Genomic DNA, 18,603 nt, shown 5'->3' with positions numbered 1-18,603 from the left:
GCGACCGCTGCTGCGGCGAGGGTTGCGGCGGCCGGGAGCCGTCGGGGATGCTCAGGCGGAGACCCGCTCCGTCGTCGCTGCGCCGAGACCCGGGTACAGCGGGAACGCGTTCGTCAGCGTTCGCACCCGGCCGCGGAGCGAGTCCAGGTCGGGGTCGGGCTGCAGGGCGAGCGCGATGATGTCGGCGACCTCCGTGAACTCGGCGTCACCGAAGCCGCGCGTCGCGAGCGCAGGCGTGCCGATGCGCAGCCCCGACGTGACCATCGGCGGGCGGGGATCGCCCGGAACGGCGTTGCGGTTGACGGTGATGCCGACGTCGTGCAGCCGGTCCTCCGCCTCCTTGCCGTTGATCGCGGCGTCGCGCAGATCGACGAGCACGAGGTGCACGTCGGTACCGCCCGATCGCAGCGTGATGCCGGCGCCCGCCACGTCCGGCTGCAGGAGGCGCTCGGCGAGGAGCTTCGCGCCGCGCACCGTACGCTCTTGCCGGTCGCGGAACTCGGGGGTCGCCGCGAGCTTGAACGCCGTGGCCTTCGCCGCGATCACGTGCATGAGCGGGCCGCCCTGCTGGCCGGGGAAGACGCCCGTGTCGAGCTTCTTCGCGGTATCGGCGTCGTTCGTGAGGATGAACCCCGAGCGCGGGCCGCCGATCGTCTTGTGGACGGTCGAGCTCACGACGTGCGCATGCGGCACCGGGTTGGGGTGCAGGCCCGCGGCGACGAGGCCGGCGAAATGCGCCATGTCGACCCACAGCTTGGCGTCGACTTCGTCGGCGATCTCGCGCCAGGCGGCGAAGTCGAGCTGCCGCGGATACGCCGACCAGCCGGCGATGATGACCTTGGGCCGGTGCTCGCGCGCGAGCCGGCGCACCTCGTCGAGGTCGATGCGGCTCGTTTCGGGGTCGACCCCGTAGGCCACGATGTTGTACAGCCGGCCCGAGAAGTTGAGCTTCATGCCGTGCGTCAGATGGCCGCCGTGGTCGAGCGACAGGCCGAGCAGCGTGTCGCCGGGCCGCGCGATGGCGTGCAGGACGGCGGCGTTGGCACTCGCGCCAGAGTGCGGCTGCACGTTGGCGTACTCGGCGCCGAAGAGCGATTTGGCGCGTTCGATGGCGAGCGACTCGGCCACGTCGACGACCTCGCAGCCACCGTAGTAGCGGCGGCCGGGGTATCCCTCGGCGTACTTGTTGGTGAGCACCGAGCCGACCGCCTCGAGCACGGCGCGCGGCACGAAGTTCTCGCTCGCGATCATCTCGAGGAAGTCGCGCTGGCGCGCGAGCTCCCCGTCGAGCACCGCCTGGATCTCGGGGTCGATCTCAGCCAGCGGGGCGTTGAAGGCCAGGGGGGCGTTGAACGAATCAGTCACGGATGCTCCTTCGAGGCACGACGATCGAGCGGGTACGGCGAGCCCAGGCGAGCGGCTCGTGACCCTGAGTGTCGCTCCCCCGTGGTGGTCCACGCGAACGCCAGTTGCGACCCGTCACATTTTAGGGCAATCGCGCACCGCGTGGCGGCCAGGCGTTCACTTCTGCGGGGCATCACCCGGAAGCACGGACCAGGCGTCGGCGTTGCGCGTGCCGAAGCGGTGCGCCGTGATCGAGATCGACTGTTCGCGGAGGAACGGCAGCAGCTCGATCCGCCCCGCCTCGGTGACCGGCTGCCCGTAGACGGCGATGTCGCCTCGCGGCCCGATCGCGCGGGCGAGCGCGCCCGCATCACCGCCGACGAGCCGGATGCTCCCGCCCGGCAGGTGGGACGCGTTCGCCTCGAAGGCCTCTGCGAGATCAACCTGCACCGACACGCCCGAGGCGGCGATCGCCGCTCGCGCCGCCCGCGGGATGTGCGCTGCCACCGACACGCGCATCCGGCCTCCGGCGCGGACACCGGCGGCGACGACGCGCAGCAGGTCCGCAACCCGCCCGCCGGGCGCGAGCCTGATCAAGACGGGTGCGACAACGGGGACGTACCGGAAGACGTTGCGCTCGGCCGCGAGCGCCTGCACGTCCCGCGCAACACCGAACTCGTGCTCCCACGCGCGCTGATCGCTCGCGAGCGCTCGAGCCAGGAAGTCGGCTTCACCCGGCGTCACGGCCGCCGAACCGGGGCACGCGTCGTCGTCGGCGGTGGCCGCGAGCGCCCGAGCGGCAGACCGCAGTCCCCGCACGGCTGGGAGTTCGCCGGCGAACGCACCCGGGTCGCCGCTTGGGCCGCCGCCGGCCGGGCCGCCGCCGGCCGGCGCGTCACCGGGCGGTGCGACGGCCTCGCGGGCCACCGCACGGGTCCAGTCCACGAGCGGCACCAGGGTGTTCGGCCCGCCGACCTTGGTCGTCGGCCCGACCGCCGATCGCTTCCACCCGCCGAAGGGCTGCCGCTGCACGATGGCGCCCGTGATGCCGCGGTTGACGTAGAGGTTTCCCGCCTGAACTCGGTCGCACCACTGCGTGATCTCGTCGGGGTCGAGCGAGTGCAACCCGCTCGTAAGGCCGTACTCGACCTCATTGACCAGCTCGATCGCGGCATCCAGGGTCTCGGCCGTCATGATGCCGAGCACCGGCCCGAAGTACTCGGTGCGATGCATGGCGCTGCCCCTGCGCACCCCGACCCGGATGCCGGGGCGCCACAGCCTTCCCGCCTCGTCAAGCCGCCGGGGCTGCACGAACCAGCGTTCGTCGCCGTCGAGCTCGGTGAGCGCTCGCAGCAGCTTGCCCTCCGCGGGCGCGATGACGGGACCGATTTGGCTCGACGCGTCGGTCACCGGCCCGACCCGGAGCGACGAGACGGCATCACGCAGCTGATCGCGAAGCCGCCGCGATCGGGCCATCGAGCCGACCAGCACCACGAGCGACGCCGCCGAGCACTTCTGGCCGGCATGGCCGAAGGCGCTCGCCACGATGTCGCGCACTGCGAGGTCGAGGTCGGCGCTCGGCGTCACGATGATCGCGTTCTTGCCGCTCGTCTCGGCGAGCAACGGCAGATCGGGACGAACTCTGAGCATCGCCTCGGCGGTGTCGTACCCACCGGTCAGCACGACCCGCTCAACGGCCGGTGACGCGATCAACCGCTGCTGCAGGGACCGGTCGGCGAAGCGCACGAACTGCAGGGCCGCTCGCGGCACGCCCGCCTCCCACAGCGCCTCGACCACGACGGCCGCACACCTCGCCGTCGCGCGTGCGGGTTTCACGATGACGGCCGAGCCGGCGGCGAGGCTCGCGAGCGTCGAGCCGGCGGGGATGGCGACCGGGAAGTTCCAGGGCGGCGTCACCGCGATGAGCCGCGCGGGCCGTGCGATCGCGCCGTCGACGGTGCCGAGGTCGCTGGCGAGCTCGGCGTAGCGACGCGCGAAGTCGGCGGCCTCGCTCACCTCCGGGTCGGCCTGGTCGAAGGTCTTGCCGGCCTCGGCGATCATGATCTCGATCAGCTCGGCTCGGCGGCGCTCGATTGCGTCGCCAGCCCGGCGCAGCACGTCCGCCCGGTCGCCCCAGTCGAGCTCGCGCCACTCGCCGCCGGCGTCACGCGCGGTGCGGATGCGCTCCTCGAGTTCCTCGCGGGTGGTCACGGTGTTCGCCGCGACCGTCTCAGCGCCCGGCGCGACTCGACGCGGCGCTTCCCCGTCCGAGTCGAGCTCTCCGAGTTCTCGGGCCCGTTCGCGGATCGTCGCGGCCCATGCCTGGTTCGCGACGAGCGACGGGTCGGAGTCGGGAGCCGGCACGAACGTCGAGGCCGGGAGCGGGTCGGCCCCCTGGGCGCGGTCCTGCATGCGACCGGCACCCGCGGGTGCGTCGGCGAGGCTGTCGATCGAGGCCTCGAACCGCCGCAGCTCGCGCTCGAACAGCGACTCGTCGCGGCCGAGGTCGTCGGCGACGGACAGCACGTTGTCAGCGCCAGAGGCCTCATCGAGGCGACGCACAAGGTAGGCGATCGCCGCGTCGAACTCGTCGGGCGCCACGACGGGCGTGTAGAGCAGCAGGCCACCGACGTCTCGGCGCACGACCTCCGCCTGACGCTGCGCCATGCCGAGCAACATCTCGAACTCGACGGCGTCGTCGACGCCGCGTCGACGGGCGAGGTGCCAGGCGAGGGCCACGTCGAACAGATTGTGGCTCGCGACTCCGATGCGCACGTTGCGCGTCCGGTCCGGCGTCAGCGACCAGGCGAGGATCCGCCGGAAGCTCGCGTCGGTCTCGGCCTTGGTGCCGAACGTCGCGAGCGGCCACCCGTGCACCTCGGCGTCGACACGTTCCATTGGGAGATTCGCGCCTTTGACGAGGCGCACGCGAACGGGCGCGCCCCCGCGCTCGACGCGAGCGGCCGCCCAGGCCTGCAGGCGCGCCATGGCGCCCGCGGCATCCGGCACGTACGCCTGCAGCGCGATTCCCGCCGTCAGCTGCGCGAACTCGGGGCGGTCGAGCAGCCGAGTGAACACGGCGATCGTCAACTCGAGGTCCCGGTACGACTCCATGTCGAGGTTGACGAGTTTGGCCGGCGAGCTCGCGGCCGCGACCCGGTAGAGCGGCAGCAGCCGGTCGACGATGCGCTCCACGGCATCCTCGAATCCCCACGGCTGGTGCGGCGCGATGACGGCGGAGACCTTGATGGAGACGCAGTCGACGTCGTCGCGGCGCAGCAGCTCGATCGTGCCGTCGCGGCGGCGCTGCGCCCAGCGGTCGCCGAGCACGTCCTCGCCCAGCAGATGGAGGTTGAGGCGAGCGCCGTCGCGCGTGAGGCCGCCGATTGCGCGACCGAGCCGCCTCGGGGTCGCCTCGACGACGAGGTGGCCGACGAGGGCGCGCAGCACACGGCGCGCCGCGGGGACGACGACTCCCGGCGCCGCGGAGGACACGCGGCCGCCGACACCGGCGAGCCCGCGCACGACGCGCGGCAGGAACTGCGGTGTGCCCTTCACGAGCGCATGCAGGTTGCGGGCGGCGACCGCCTGGTCGTCGGGCCTGATGACGCCGTCGACGAAGCGCACGGCGAAGTCGAGGCCGCCGGGCTCCCGCAGCAGTTCACCGAGGCGCTGCGCGGCGGCCTCTGGCTGCTCGTCCTCGGCGCGCCGCAGCCAGTCACGCACCTGCTCGGCGACGTCGGGAATGAGGGCGTGCAGCTCGGCGGCGTCGACTGGCGCGGCGTTCGCTCGCTCATCGTGTCGCATCGACCCTCGCTCTCGTGATTCCGGCCCCGCGGCCCGGCGGTCCGAACTCGGCCGCGGTCGCGGTCGCCTGCAGCCAAGTCTGTCGTGTCACGCCGGGGTTCAACAGGAGGTCAACCCGAGCGTCCGCGGAAGCTGTGACCAATCAGGGTGACAGATACCCATCCGGCGCGCTCTGCGGACCGAGTCGGCGCATCTCGATCGGATCGCTCAGCCGATCGCGGTACCGCGCGCGACGGCCCGCCGACGGCGCACCATCACCGACGCCCACCCGGCGAAGCCGATCGCGATGACGACGAGGAAGAACGGCATGATGTAGCCGAGGCCGAGCCCCTCGAGGATCCAGCCGCCGACGAGCGCACCGCTGCCGATGCCGAGGTTGAAGCCCGACGTGTAGAGGGCCGACGACACGTCGCGGAGGCGTCGCGGCGCGACGAGCAGGAGGGTCGTCTGCAGGAGAGGCGGCATGAATCCCATGCCGATCCCCCACACCACGAGCGCCGCGATCGCGAGCCACGTCGGCGGCGCGAAGGCCAGGATCGCGACACCGCCGAACATGAGCGCGAAGGTGATGAGGAACCCGGTCGTGCGCCGCTCCTGAAACAGCATGCCCGTCAAGAGTGTGCCGAGAGCGCTCGCGATGCCGTAGCCGAACAGCACGAACGCGAGCACGCCTGCGCCGATGCCGATCTCGTCGATCACAAAGGGCGAGATGTATGAGTAGGCCGCGTACTGCGCGAGCATGATCGTGAACGTGAGCACGCAGATCATCGCGACGCGAGCCAGCGACTGGGCCGGTTCGGCACGGGCGCCGGATGCCGGCGACGGCTCGACAGTCCCGGTGCCGTACTCCGTCTGAATCGCGATGGGGCCCGTCGGCGCGGGCTGCAACTCGAGCTCGATCGCGGGTTGTTGCACCTGCTGCGGCGCGGTGCGGGCCTGCTGGAGCGCGAGGTGGTCGACGCGGGGCAGCAGCAGCCAGAGCGTCACGGCGACGAGCAGCGCGAGCACCGCGAGCCCGCCGAACGCCATGCGCCAGCCGAGCGCGTCGCCGAGGAACGTGCCGATCGGCACGCCGAGCACGTACGCGGCCGAGCCGCCGCCGAGGGTGATCGAGATGGCCTTCGTCAGCTGCTCCCGCGGCGCGATGAGCGACGTATAGCTCGCGACCACGGCCCAGAACACCCCGTGGGCCAGGCCCGTGAGGATGCGCGTCACCACGACGAGCTCGTAGGTCGGTGCGAGTGCGGTGCCGATCGAGCCGATCGCGAAGATCGTGAGCACGACGACGAGCACCGTGTGCCGCGGCAGGCGGCGTGTCAGATGGGTGATGGGCGTCGACGAGATGACGACAGTGAAGGCGAACACGGTCATGAGCATGCCGATGGCGGCGTTCGAGACGCCGAGGTCGGGTGCCATGCGGTGCATGAGGCCGGTCGGCAGCATCTCGATCGTCACGGAGATGAATGTCGAGCAGGCGAGCGCGACGAGCGCCGCCATTGGCAGGCGTCCGTGCGGAGCCGCGGCGCCGGCCGGGGCGAGGTGCGAGCGAGCGTTCATGGAGCGCGTTCCTGGAACGGCGCGCCGAGGTGGCCCGTGGCTCGTGGCGGCCCGCACACGCGAAACGGCGCCGTGGCGATATCCGTTCACGCGAGGCGGCCGCCGGCCGCGGGCGCCATGACCTGGCGCGACTTCGTGCGTACCGGCACGCCGGGGGCAGAGCGAGACGCCCGGCCGCCGCCCAGCGTACTCGCTGCCGGCCCGCACGCAAGCTCGGCGGCCGAGCAGTGCGGGTCCACCCGGCAACCGTCACCGGCTGCTCGGGAGGCGTCCCGCGGACTCGGCTCAGTCGGTGCGGCGGGTGCGGTGGTCGGTGCTGTTCCAGCGCGGCTTGCGTCCGTTCGGCCCGTCGCCGCCGCCCTGATCGCTGCGCGAGTCCCGGTCGCGGTCGCCGCCGCGGTCGCCCTCGTCACGGCGGGGGCCCCGATCATCGCGGTTGCGGTAGCCGCCGCGGTCGTCCCCGTCGCGACGCTGACCCTGGTGCTCGCGGTCGCGGTAGCCGCGGTTGTCCCGGTCGTCGCCACGTCCCCGGTAGCCGCCACGATCGTCGCGGTCACCGCCGCGCCCACCGCGATCGTCGCGGTAGCCGCCGCGATCGTCGCGGTAGCCGCCGCGGCCGCCGCGGTCGTCGCGAGCCCCGCCGCGGCCGCCGCGGTCGTCCTGCGATCCACTGCGGCCGCCGCGCCGATCGGGCTTCAGATCGATCTCGCGACCCGCGATGCGCGTGCTCGCGAGGCGGTCGGTGACCCCCCTCGGAAGGTCGGCCGGCAGCTCGACGATGGAGAACGCCGGGAACACGCGGATCGCCCCGAACTGCTCGCGCGTCAGCCCGCCCTCGTTCGCGAGCGCGCCGACGATCTGGCCCGGTCCGATGTGGTCGCGCTTGCCGACCTCGATGCGGTACGGGGCAAGGCCCTGCGGGGTGTCGCGCTGCCCGCGCTCACGACCGCCTCGAGCATCCCGAGCATCCCGGTCGCCACGGGCACCGTCGCGATCGCGCGACGGAGCGTTGCGGATCTCGTCTTCCGGCCCGAGCAGCAGCGGCTGGTCGCCCTGCGCCATGACGGCGATGGCCGCCGCCACGTCGCCCTCCGGCACGTCGTGGTGTCGCACGTAGTGGTTGATGATGTCGCGGAACTCGTCGATTCGGCCCTGCTGCGACAGCGCCGCCGTGATCGCGTCGTCGAAGCGCGTCAGGCGCGTCACATTGACGTCCTCGATCGTCGGCAGCTGCATCTGCGTCATCGATTGCTTCGTCGTGCGCTCGATCGTCGCGAGGTGGCGGCGCTCGCGCGGCGTCACGAAGCTGATCGAGTCGCCGCTGCGTCCCGCCCGGCCCGTGCGGCCGATGCGGTGCACGTACGACTCGGGGTCGCCGGGGATGTCGAAGTTGATGACGTGGCTGACGCGCTCGACGTCGAGACCGCGGGCGGCGACGTCCGTGGCGACGAGAATGTCGATGTCGCCCGACTTCAGCTGCCCGACCGTGCGCTCGCGCTGCGCCTGCTGCACGTCGCCGTTGATGGCCTGCGCGGCGAATCCACGGGCCCTCAGGCGCTCGGCGAGCTGCTCGGTCTCGTTCTTCGTGCGAACGAACACGATCATGCCGTCGAAGGTCTCGACCTCGAGGATGCGGGTGAGCGCGTCGACCTTCTGCGCGTACGACACGAGCAGGTAGCGCTGCGCGATGTTCGTGGCGGTCTTCGTTTTCGACTTGACGACGATCTCCGCCGGGTCGTTGAGGTACTGCTGCGACACGCGGCGGATGAACGACGGCATGGTCGCCGAGAAAAGGGCGACCTGTTTCGTGTCGGGCGTCGAGGCGAGGATCTGCTCGACATCCTCGGCGAAGCCCATCTTGAGCATCTCGTCGGCCTCGTCGAGCACGAGGTGCGTGATGCCCGACAGGTCGAGCGTGCCCTTCTCGATGTGGTCGATCACGCGGCCGGGCGTGCCGACGACGACGTGGACGCCGCGCCGGAGCGCCTGCAGCTGCGGGCCATAGCCCTGACCGCCGTAGACGGGCAGCACATGCACGCCGCCGAGGTGCGAGGCGTATCGCTCGAAGGCCTCGCACACCTGCAGCGCGAGCTCGCGGGTCGGCGAGAGCACGAGCGCCTGCGGCGTGGCTCCGCGCACGTCGATGCGATCGAGTACGGGCAGCGCGAACGCGGCGGTCTTGCCCGTTCCCGTCTGGGCGAGGCCGACGACATCTCGACCCGCGAGGAGCGTCGGGATCGTGGCGGCCTGGATCTGCGAAGGCGTCTCGTAGCCGATCTCGGTGAGGGCCGCCACGATGGGCGCCGAGAGGCCGAGGTCGGCGAACGTCGGCCCCGTCGGCGTCTCATCGAGCGCCTCCGCGGGGACCTCGTCCGGGCCGTCGCTCGGTGCTTCGGCGACCTCGTTCGTTCCGGTCGCGGCGGGTTCGGATGCGGTCAATGGGTTATCTGACCCGGCGGCCGGAGTCGCGGCCGAGTGGTCCTGGGCGTCGGCGTCGGCGGATTGCGCCTCGCTCGGACGGCCCTCTTCAGGAAGCGTCATAGACACCACCGTACGCGGTCTTGGACGGCCGCCAGAACCAGAGTCGGTGTTCGTTCGCTGATCGCTCCCTGAACGAACGCTCCCGAGCACTACCGCGGGAGGCGCTCGAGCACCGCCTCGATGATGCGCTTGCCCGCTGAATCCCGCAGCGTCATGAGGCTCTCGGGGTGGAACTGCACCGCGAAGATCGGCTTCGTGCGGTGCTGAATCGCCATGGGGATGCCGTCGTCATCGCTCGCGATGAGAACGAGGTCGTCGGGAAACTCCTGCGGGTCGATGTACAGCGAGTGATAGCGGCCGGTCACGAATTCCTCGGGCAATCCGTCGAGGAAGCCACGCTCGACGACGCGAACCGTGCGTTCCTGCCCGTGCAGGGGGTAGCCGAGCTGCCCGAGCGATCCGCCGAAGTACTCGCCGATCGCCTGGTGACCGAGGCAGACGCCGAAGACGGGAAGGTCGCGGCCGACGACCTCGTCGAGCAGGTCGCCCGACCGGAAGTCGGTCGGCGAGCCTGGCCCGGGCGACATGACCACGAGGGTCGGCGCGAAGTCGTCGAGCTCGGCCCGCAGTGCCTCTGGGGCGACGCCGCCGAGCGGCACGCGCACCGTGCGCACCTCGGCGCCCGTCTCCTGCATGTAGCCCGCGAGCGTGTGCACGAACGAGTCCTCGTGGTCGAGGAAGAGGATGCGGTGGCCCGACCCGGTCGGGGCGGGTTCCGCCTGCATCCCGGCAGGCTCGTGGCGGCGCGGGCCCGCGACATCGCGCCCCGGAGCCTCCGCCGCGGCTGCCCGGCCCGTCTCCTCGATCGCCTCGAGCAGCGCAGAGGCCTTCATCTCGGTCTCCCGCTCCTCGTCCTCTGGCACCGAGTCGATGAGCAGCGTGCCGCCCGCGCGGACCTCGGCGACCCCGTCGCGGATCATGGCGGTGCGGATCGTCAGCCCCGTGTTGACGTCGCCGTTCGCGAGCAGCACGCCGAGCGCGCCGCCGTACCAGGCGCGCGGCGAGCGCTCGTGCTCGTCGATGAAGCGCATGGCCCAGATCTTGGGCGCGCCCGTGACCGTCACCGCCCACATGTGCGTGGCGAACGCGTCGAGGCCGTCCATGTCGTGGCGCAACTCGCCCTCGACGTGGTCGACCGTGTGGATCACCTTCGAGTAGAGCTCGACCTGGCGGCGGCCGATGATGCGCACCGACCCCGGCACGCACACGCGCGACTTGTCGTTGCGGTCGACGTCGGTGCACATCGTGAGCTCCGAGGCGTCCTTCTTGCTGTTGAGCAGCTCGAGGATGCGGTCGGCGTCTTCGATCGCATCCTTGCCACGGGCGATCGTGCCGGAGATCGGCACGGTCTCGACGCGCTTCCCGTTGACGCGCACGAACATCTCGGGGCTGGCCGAGACGAGGAACTCGTTGCCGCCGAGATTCATGAACGCGCCGTACGGGGCGGGGTTGACGCGCTTGAGGTGTGCGAAGAGGGCGGCCGGTGTCGCACGGAGGGGCCGCCGGAACGCCTGGCCCGGCACGACCTCGAACAGATCGCCGCGGGCGAACGAGGCCTTGGCCGCGCGAACGAGCGCCGCGTACTCGCCCGGCTCGTGATCGCGCCACGGCGCGATGCCGGATGCCGGGGGTGCGTACGGCGCGCGCGTCTCGGTGCGCGCTGCACCCGTCGTCGTCGCCACCCCGCCGATGCCGTCGTCGACGCTGAAGTCGAAGTCGTACCTGCGGGCATCCCCACGCTGCCGGTCGACCGCCAGCACCGAATCGGGCAGGTACACGGTGAGGTCGCGCTGGCCGAGCGCCTGGGTCGCGGTGTCGTGCGCGTGCGTTGCGGCCTCCGGCTCGCGCAGGGCCTCGATCTGCCGCACGAGGTCGTAGCCGAACGCCCCGTACAGGCCGAGATGGGGCGCGTCGTCGGGCAGCACGTCGATGAGCGCGCGCAGCACCGAGAAGGTCGAGCGCCGGCGTGTGCGCTGCTCCTCTGGGAGCAGCTCGTCGCGCTGCGAGGCGACCTCGATGGCGACCTCCGGCAACTCCGCGCCGTCGATGTGCTCGGTCTCGGTGACCGTCACGCCCTCGAGCGCCTCGAGCGCACGCCGGAAGGCCACGAACGGCACCACGCCCCGAGGGGTGAGCGCGCGCATCCGCATGCGGAAACCGCGCCCCTCGAGCATGAGCGGCGGGTCGACGAAGCCAATGTCCCATCGCGTGTACCGCCCCGGGTACTCGACGCCCGATGCGAGCACGACACCGTGGCGCGCGTCGAGCGCGGCCTGGATGTCGTCCATCTCGGCGGGGTCGGCGTCACGGGCTGATGCGGCGATCGTGAGCACGGCGGCGGCCTTCCTGGTGTGCGGGTTGCCTGCGCGGCGCGCCCCGGCGGGCGTACCGGATGCGCGCGGATGCCGGGCGCATCCGATCAAGGCTACCCGCCTCGCCGCATCCGGGGCCGACGCCCGCCGTTTCCCTCCAGGCCCTGGGTCCCTACAGGCCCTGGGCGATGACGGCCGCCGCGTGCCGCCACGCATCGCGCGTCTCAGGGCGCAGTTGTTCGACGTGGAGCTCACCGCCGCCGACGAACTCCTCGTCATAGGGCACCTCGACGACGGCGCGGGTGAGCTGCGTGAAGTGGTCGCGCAGCCGCGCCTGCAGCTGCGGATCCTCCTTGCTCGATGGGCTCGAGAGGATCGTGACGGCGTCCGCGAGCTTGTCCGCGTAGCCGCGTTCGCGCAGGCCGTCAGCCAGCCAGGCGGCCGACGCAGCCGTGTCCTCGCGTGCGGTCGACACGATCACGAGCTGGTCGGCGAGCTCGAGGGCCGCCTCCCAGTTGCTCGCGCGCATGTTGTTCCCCGTGTCGATCACGACGACGCGATAGAAGCGGCTGAGCGTGCGGTGCAGGCGCCAGAATGCGTCGGCGTCGATGATCGCGGCGCTCGCGGCATCGTCGTCGGACGCGAGCACGTCGAACTTCGCGGTGCCCTGATTGCGCACGAAGCGGTCGATATCGGCGATCGTCGCGCCGCCCGAGATCTCGAAGTGCGAGAGCTGCCGGAGCAGGTCGACCGCCGTGCGCTGGTGATTCGCGCGGTGGGAGCGCCACCCGAGCGTGCCGCGCGTCTCGTTGTTGTCCCACGCGAGCGTGTAGCCGCCACGGTGCATGCCGAACATGGCCGCGATCATGAGCGTCGTCGTGGTCTTGTGCGCACCGCCCTTCGGATTGACCACCACGACCGTCTTCGGCCCGTCGAGCGGCTTCTGGATCGTCGCGATCTCTTCCCGTTCGGCCCGCTCGCGCGCACCGGGGCCGAGTTTCAGCAGTCCGCCGGTGCCGCGGCGCAGGCCGGCGCGCCAACCACGCGAGGCCAGCGGATCCTTGCGCGTGGTGTTCTCCGCGAGGAAGTCGCCGAGGGTCGGTCCAGCCTCCGTCGTCGAGGACGTGGCTGTTGACCCCGCCGGCGCCGCCGACACGCCTCGCGCGTCGGCGGCGTGGCCGGTTGGCGCCCGGTCAGCGCCCGCCTGGCCGTGCTGCTGCGGCCAACCCGCGCCGGGGGCCTGCACCGGCCCGGGTGCCTGCGGGCCTGCCGGTGCGAGCCACGGCCCCACGCCGGCCGGGGACTGATCGCCGGCGGAGGTCCGATCGGCGGGCGAAGTCTGATCGACGGGCGCCTGCGGTGCGGCAGCGGCGCGCGGAAATCGGGGCGTCCACTCGGGTGTCGAACGGCCCCCGTCACCGTAGGCGTCCTCTCCCGTGAGCGCGGCGGGCACCGGCGTTTCGTCGCCGGCGTCGGATGCCCGCTCGCCGGGAGCTTCCGCCTCCCCGGCGCCGGCCCAGGTGCGCGGCGTCGCGATCGCGCCGGTCACGATGTCGAGTCCGCCGGTGCCCCAGTCGGCGACGACCCTGTCGTCGCCCGCCGATTCGCCGGGTCCGGCTTCGTCGAAGGCGTCGTCGACGCCGTCTTCGGGAGTTCGACCGTCGGTTTCGGCATCGTCGTGGACGTCCTCGTCTTCGAGCTCGACCGCGAGGAGGTCATCGCCGTCGAGCCCGTCGCCGCCGTCGAGACCGTCGTCCCCGTCGTCGGCCCCGCCACCCGCGCCCGAGGGCGGCACGATCGGCTGCAGGCCCGTCACGGCCGGCGGCTCCTCACGCATCATTCCAGGGCGCGGCAGCTGGATCGTCTCGTGTACGTCGGCGGCGTTCGCAGCGGTGCCATCGCCATCGGTTCGGCCGAAGAGTGCCGAGTATCCGCCATCCGGCTCCGGCTCCGGCTCCGGCCATGCGGGCCGGCTGACGTCGGGCGACGCCCCGGATGCGGACGCCCCGGCGTGGCGTCCCCCGTGAGCCGCGGCCGGACGGTCGCTGACAGGGACCTCGAAGTCGCCGTCGACGGGCTCGTCCCCCAGCCCACCGAAGTCGCTATCGAGGCCCTCGTCGTGAAACCCCCCGTCGTCACCGGCGACGTCGTCAACGTCCGCCGCGGCACCGGTGTGTGCGCCCCCGCCGCCCGACCACAGCACGTCGTCACCCGGACCCAGCGGTTCGAAGCCGCCCTCCTCCGTGATCGCCCCGCCGGGGTGCACGACGAGCCGGTAGACGCCGTCGACGTCGGCGACGCGAAGATTCACCGGCGCGCCGACGTCGGTCGCGAACTCGATGATGCGCTGCATGACGACGGCGCGCAGCTCGTCGGCGTCGGCCGCCGTGACGGCCTCAGCGCCCTCGGCGTCGCGGACCTCTCCCCTGCCGTCGTGCCTGATGACGGCTTCGCGTGCATAGTGGACCGTCTCGTCGCTCATGACCGTCCTCGATCGGGCGCACGGGCGTGCGCGATGGTGGTGGTGGTGGTTGGATGCTTCGGGCTGGCCCGAGTAGACCGAGCGTAGCGAGCGTGCCGCACGCATGCTGCAGATCCCCCGCCGTGGCGCCGATCCCTCGGCGCGATTGACGCCCTGACCCGAGCATCCACTGCCCGTTCGTCGGGCGGGGACCGATGGCGACTCGTCACCCAATCTCTCTGGCGGGACCGCTACCCTGCACGCATGAGCGAGCTCCGAATCGAAGAACTCTCGGCGAGCAACGTGGTGGCCGCCAACAACCTCAGCATGCGGCCCGGACAGGAAGCGTTCGTGGCGCCCGTCTCGCACTCAATCGCCGAGGCCTTCGTGAGCCAGCAGACGTCATGGCCGCGCGTCATCGTCATGGATGATGCGGTCGTTGCCTTCGTCCTAGCCAACTTCGACGAAGAGACCGACAGCGACCTGTACCGCTCCGCGATCCTCCGCATCAACGTCGACGCCGGCTATCAGCGCCAGGGCGTCGGATCGTTCGCGGTGCGCGCCGTGCTCGACGAGGCCCGCAACCGCGGTTTCGAGACCGTGACCGCCGTCTGGGAGGAGGGCGAGCTCGGCCCCGGCAAGTTCTTTCGGGCGATGGGCTTCGTCGCCGTCGGCGAGACCGAGTACGGCGAGGTCATCGGCCACTGCCCGCTGTCATCCAACGGCCTCACCGGCTGACGCCTGACCCGCGGCGCCCGACTCCGGCGAGAGCTCGACGCGACGGCGCTACCCGAACGATCGAGCCGACAGGCAGGTCACGCCACCCTCGAGCTTCTCGAACTCCGAGATGTCGAGCCGCTCGACCGTGTAGCCGAGCCGCTCGATGAGCCTCGCCGTCTTGGGCGCCGCCTTCGAAACGAGCACGGTGTCACCGTCGAGCGGCAGCACCGACGCCCCGAGCCGTTCGGGCGCCGCGACGATCCGGCCGAGCAGCTCGGGCCGCTCGAACGCGTCGAGCCAGGCGACGATCGTCCCATCGGGAAGCGCCGTCGCGACGCTCCGCAGGTGGAGCGCGTCGCGGATCGGCACGGCGACGACGCGATAGCCGAGGCCCGTCGCGATGTCGCGAAGGGCACGGATGCCCGCCGCGTTCGTGCGTCGCGAGGCACCGACGTAGACGGTGTCGCCATTCACGAGCACGTCGCCGCCGTCGAGCGTCGCCGGCTTCTCGAGCTCCTCGAGCACGAAACCGGCCTGCTCTATCGCGGCGCGGACGCCCGGCAGCTCGGGCCGGCGAGAAGGGGCGCCAGGCCGAGCGATGATGGCGACGTCGTCAATGATCACGACCGGATCCTCTGTGAACACCGAGTCGGGAAGCGTCTCGGCCGCGGCGACCTCCCGCGTCTCCCAGCCGTACTCCTCGAGCAGCTCGACGTAGGCCTCCCACTGCTCCGCGGCCAGGTCGGCCTCGACGGTCGCACGCTCGGCTCCGGACACCTCGGCCTCGTCGAGGTTGCCTGCCGGCACCCGCACGAAGGCGAGCTTCTCGGCCGCCTCGCTGAATCGCCTGGGGTCGCCGAGCCCGCCACCCTGCGCGAGCCGGGCATCCTGCGCCTCGCGTCGCTCGACGGCGCGAACCATGAGGGGCGCCGCGACGCCGGCCACGAGCGTCGCGATCGCGACGAACGGGAAGTTGTTGCCGAAGAACTCGAGGAAGATCGCCGACCACGCCTCCCCGTCGAGCGGAAGGCCTACCGCGAGGATCTGCTGCACGTACCCGACCACGCCGCCGACGATCGCACCGAGGAGCCCAGCGAGGCCCGCGAAGAACCAGTGTCGGAACGCGCCGAGCATGCCTCCGACGATGAGCAGCAGCATGAGCACCGTCGCGGGCAGCACGTAGATGCCGAGCGCCTGCATGAACGTGTCGACGGGCGAGAGCGTGAACGTGAGATCGCGCTCGTTCATGCGGATCATGGTGATCGCGAGCGTCAGCAGCGCGGTCGCGACCGAGGCGGTGAGCACGCTGTTGAGGCGGTCGCGCCACTCGCCCGGCTGCGCGGGTACCGTCGTGGCGTTGCCGTGGCGTGTGTCGCTCGTCATGGCGTGCGGGGTCTCGTTTCGTTCGTTGTGGACAGGCCGGACCCGCCATCAGCGGGGATGACGGGCCCGCGGATCAGTGGAAGAAGTGACGCTCGCCCGTGAAGTACATCGTGACGCCCGCCGTCGATGCCGCCTCGATGACATCGTCGTCACGCATCGAACCGCCCGGCTGCACGATCGCCCGCACGTCGGCGTCGATGAGCAACTGGGGGCCGTCGGCGAAGGGGAAGAAGGCGTCCGACGCGGCGACCGAGCCCTCGGCGCGGTCACCGGCGCGGCGGATCGCGAGGTCGCACGAGTCGACGCGATTGACCTGCCCCATGCCGACGCCGACGGCCGCGCCGTCGCGGGCGAGCAGGATGGCGTTCGACTTGACCGATCGGCAGGCGACCCACGCGAACTCGAGGTCGCGCAGCGTCTGCTCGTCGGCCGGTTCGCCCGCCGCGAGGGTCCAGCCGTCGCTGATGCGGCCGTCGCGCGAGAAGGCATCGGTCGACTGCAGCAACGCCCCTCCGGAGATCTGCCGCAGCTCGTTCTGCTCGCGCTCGTAGCCGGCCGGCAGCTCGAGGAGGCGCACGTTCTTCTTCGCGGTCAGGATCTCGATGGCGGCGGGCTCGAAGCCGGGCGCGACGATGACCTCCGTGAAGATCTCGGCCACGGTCTCGGCCATATCGGCTGACACGGTGCGGTTGGCGGCGATGACGCCGCCGAAGGCGCTGAGCGGGTCGGTCGCATGAGCACGACGGTGGGCCTCGGCGATCGCGGCGGCTTCGTCGTCGAGCAGGTCTGCGGGCGCGATGGCGACGCCGCACGGGTTGGCGTGCTTGATGACGGCCACGGCCGGCACGTCGAAGTCGTAGGCGGCGCGCAGTGCCGCGTCGGCGTCGACGTAGTTGTTGTACGACATGGCCTTGCCGTGCAGCTGGGTCGCCTGCGCGATGCCGACGCCGCCCGGCGTGGCGTAGAGCGCGGCCCGCTGGTGGCTGTTCTCGCCGTAGCGCAGGGTCGCGACGCGGTCGAAGTCGAGCACCAGATCGTCGGCGAAGTCCTCTTCGTCGCTCTCGGCCGCCTCGACGACCTCGGCGAGCTCGTCCGTCAGCAGCTGCTCGCGGAACCACGCCGACACGGCGGCGTCATAGTCCGCCGTGTGCGTGAAGGCGGCTGCGGCGAGCTCCCGCCGCTGCGCGAGCGTCGTGCCGCCTTCGGCGATCGCGGCGGCGAGGTCGCCGTACTTCGCCGGGTCGACGACGATGGCCACGTTCGCGTGGTTCTTCGCCGACGCGCGCACGAGTGCGGGACCCCCGATGTCGATCTGCTCGATCACGTCTGGGGCGTCAGCGCCCGACGCGACCGTCTGCATGAACGGGTAGAGGTTGACGACGACGAGCTCGAACGGCCTGATGCCGAGGTCGTCGAGCTGCTTCGCATGGTCGTCGAAGCGCAGGTCGGCGAGCACGCCGGCGTGCACGCCGGGGTGGAGCGTCTTGACGCGGCCGTCGAGGGATTCGGGAAAGCCCGTGACCGACGAGACGTCGGTGACCTCGTAGCCGGCGTCGCGCATCCGTGCGGCGGTCGACCCGGTCGAGACGATCTCGACCCCGGCAGTCGCGAGCGCCTCGGCGAGCTCGAGTAGGCCCGTCTTGTCGCTCACCGAGACGAGCGCTCGGCGAATCGCGACGCGGTCGCGCTCGTGGTCGGGGATTCGTGCGGCGGGTGCGCTCATGACGGTGGGGACTCCTTCTTGGCGTGCGCGGTCTGGTGGTCTTCGGGCCTGGATGCCATCGCGTCACTGTGGGCAGCGGCCGTGAGCGACACGAGGTCGACCCGGCCGTGCGCGATTCCTCGAACGGTCTCGATGAGGAGGCGCCGCTCGGCGGTCTTGATGCGCTCGTGCAGCGCCGAAACGGTGTCGCCCGGCTCGATGGCGATGCGCACCTGATCGATCACGGGGCCGGTGTCGACGCCGTCGTCGACGATCATGATCGTCGCCCCCGTGCGGGTCGCGCCGGCCGTGAGGGCATCTCGGACGGCGTTGGCGCCCGGGAACTCGGGCAGGTACGACGGGTGGGTGTTGAGCAGGGCCGGCGCGAGACCTCGCACGACGGACGGCGGCACGAGGCGCATGAATCCGGAGAGCACCGTGAGATCGGGCCCGTACTCGCGGATGCGCGCGAGGAGCGCGTCGCCCCACGTCGTCCGATCGGGGTACTCGGCCGGCGGCACGACGAACGTGGGGATGCCGAACTCGTCACCGAGCGCGAGGTTCGCGGCCTCGGTGTCGGCGCCGATCGCGACGACGCGCGCCCCGAGGTCGTCGGGCGTTCCCGCCGCGTCGTCGATGGCGCGCAGGAGGGCACGAAGGTTCGAGCCCGTCCCCGAGATCAAGACGACGAGTTTGCGCACCGGACAAGCGTACTCGGCCGCGCTGATGCCCCGGATCCGCTCCCCGAGTCCCTCGTCGGCGCCGCCGTACCGGTC

At 71.6% G+C, this 18,603-nt stretch carries 10 protein-coding genes and 1 riboswitch; of the genes, 1 reads left to right on the top strand and 9 read right to left on the bottom strand.

Annotation, left to right across the window (positions count from 1 at the left end):
- Window positions 1-51: 51 nt before the first annotated feature.
- The 6 genes from glyA to F8O04_RS03525 all read right to left on the bottom strand — a co-directional run bounded on the left by glyA (window position 52) and on the right by F8O04_RS03525 (window position 14,043).
- Window positions 52-1,365 carry a serine hydroxymethyltransferase gene (gene glyA / locus F8O04_RS03550; protein WP_225734849.1) on the bottom strand — a complete coding sequence of 438 codons (1,314 nt, stop codon included), beginning with the start codon at window positions 1,363-1,365 and terminating at the stop codon, window positions 52-54.
- A gap of 34 nt (window positions 1,366-1,399) precedes the next feature.
- Window positions 1,400-1,483, bottom strand: a riboswitch (ZMP/ZTP riboswitch).
- Window positions 1,484-1,521: 38 nt separating this feature from the next.
- Window positions 1,522-5,151 (bottom strand): proline dehydrogenase family protein, encoded by a 3,630-nt coding sequence (locus F8O04_RS03545; protein ID WP_158027945.1) that lies wholly within the window; start codon window positions 5,149-5,151, stop codon window positions 1,522-1,524.
- Between the two features lie 207 nt (window positions 5,152-5,358).
- Window positions 5,359-6,708: an MFS transporter gene (locus F8O04_RS03540; protein WP_158027944.1), complete on the bottom strand. Its 1,350-nt coding sequence runs from the start codon at window positions 6,706-6,708 to the stop codon at window positions 5,359-5,361.
- Between the two features lie 285 nt (window positions 6,709-6,993).
- The gene (locus F8O04_RS03535) at window positions 6,994-9,249 is read right to left on the bottom strand and encodes a DEAD/DEAH box helicase (protein WP_158027943.1); all 2,256 of its coding nucleotides are present in this window, start codon (window positions 9,247-9,249) and stop codon (window positions 6,994-6,996) included.
- A gap of 89 nt (window positions 9,250-9,338) precedes the next feature.
- Complete coding sequence (locus F8O04_RS03530; RefSeq protein ID WP_158027942.1) at window positions 9,339-11,582, bottom strand: anthranilate synthase component I; 2,244 nt, start codon at window positions 11,580-11,582, stop codon at window positions 9,339-9,341.
- 151 nt (window positions 11,583-11,733) lie between these two features.
- Entirely contained in the window at window positions 11,734-14,043 is a 2,310-nt protein-coding gene (locus F8O04_RS03525; RefSeq protein ID WP_158027941.1) for a hypothetical protein, read from the bottom strand.
- Window positions 14,044-14,286: 243 nt separating this feature from the next.
- Between F8O04_RS03525 and F8O04_RS03520 the strand changes: the two genes are divergently transcribed.
- A complete protein-coding gene (locus F8O04_RS03520; RefSeq protein WP_158027940.1) occupies window positions 14,287-14,760 on the top strand; it encodes a GNAT family N-acetyltransferase in 474 nt (157 codons plus the stop codon).
- A 48-nt stretch (window positions 14,761-14,808) separates the two neighbouring features.
- Here the strand turns inward: F8O04_RS03520 and F8O04_RS14980 are convergent, their stop codons facing one another.
- The 3 genes from F8O04_RS14980 to purN form a co-directional block, all read right to left on the bottom strand.
- Window positions 14,809-16,125: a dimethylarginine dimethylaminohydrolase family protein gene (locus F8O04_RS14980; protein WP_225734848.1), complete on the bottom strand. Its 1,317-nt coding sequence runs from the start codon at window positions 16,123-16,125 to the stop codon at window positions 14,809-14,811.
- A 73-nt stretch (window positions 16,126-16,198) separates the two neighbouring features.
- On the bottom strand, window positions 16,199-17,848 hold the full coding sequence (purH, locus tag F8O04_RS03510; protein ID WP_158027939.1) for a bifunctional phosphoribosylaminoimidazolecarboxamide formyltransferase/IMP cyclohydrolase: 1,650 nt from the start codon (window positions 17,846-17,848) through the stop codon (window positions 16,199-16,201).
- Entirely contained in the window at window positions 17,845-18,528 is a 684-nt protein-coding gene (gene purN, locus F8O04_RS03505; protein WP_158027938.1) for a phosphoribosylglycinamide formyltransferase, read from the bottom strand. The genes purH and purN overlap by 4 nt, the downstream gene beginning before the upstream one ends.
- Window positions 18,529-18,603 lie beyond the last annotated feature (75 nt).

This window comes from Pseudoclavibacter endophyticus (assembly GCF_008831085.1).
Lineage (GTDB): Bacteria > Actinomycetota > Actinomycetes > Actinomycetales > Microbacteriaceae > Pseudoclavibacter > Pseudoclavibacter endophyticus.
The sequence above is the reverse complement of the archived record's forward strand: the minus strand, read 5'-3'. Positions and strand labels throughout refer to the sequence as shown.

What these genes read in the sequence shown, in the direction of transcription:
- F8O04_RS03545 (WP_158027945.1), bottom strand. Translation starts at nt 5,151, where the DNA reads ATGCGACACGATGAGCGAGCGAACGCCGCGCCAGTCGACGCCGCCGAG.
- F8O04_RS03540 (WP_158027944.1), bottom strand. Translation starts at nt 6,708, where the DNA reads ATGAACGCTCGCTCGCACCTCGCCCCGGCCGGCGCCGCGGCTCCGCAC.
- F8O04_RS03535 (WP_158027943.1), bottom strand. Translation starts at nt 9,249, where the DNA reads ATGACGCTTCCTGAAGAGGGCCGTCCGAGCGAGGCGCAATCCGCCGAC.
- F8O04_RS03525 (WP_158027941.1), bottom strand. Translation starts at nt 14,043, where the DNA reads ATGAGCGACGAGACGGTCCACTATGCACGCGAAGCCGTCATCAGGCAC.
- F8O04_RS03520 (WP_158027940.1), top strand. Translation starts at nt 14,287, where the DNA reads ATGAGCGAGCTCCGAATCGAAGAACTCTCGGCGAGCAACGTGGTGGCC.
- F8O04_RS14980 (WP_225734848.1), bottom strand. Translation starts at nt 16,125, where the DNA reads ATGACGAGCGACACACGCCACGGCAACGCCACGACGGTACCCGCGCAG.
- purH (WP_158027939.1), bottom strand. Translation starts at nt 17,848, where the DNA reads ATGAGCGCACCCGCCGCACGAATCCCCGACCACGAGCGCGACCGCGTC.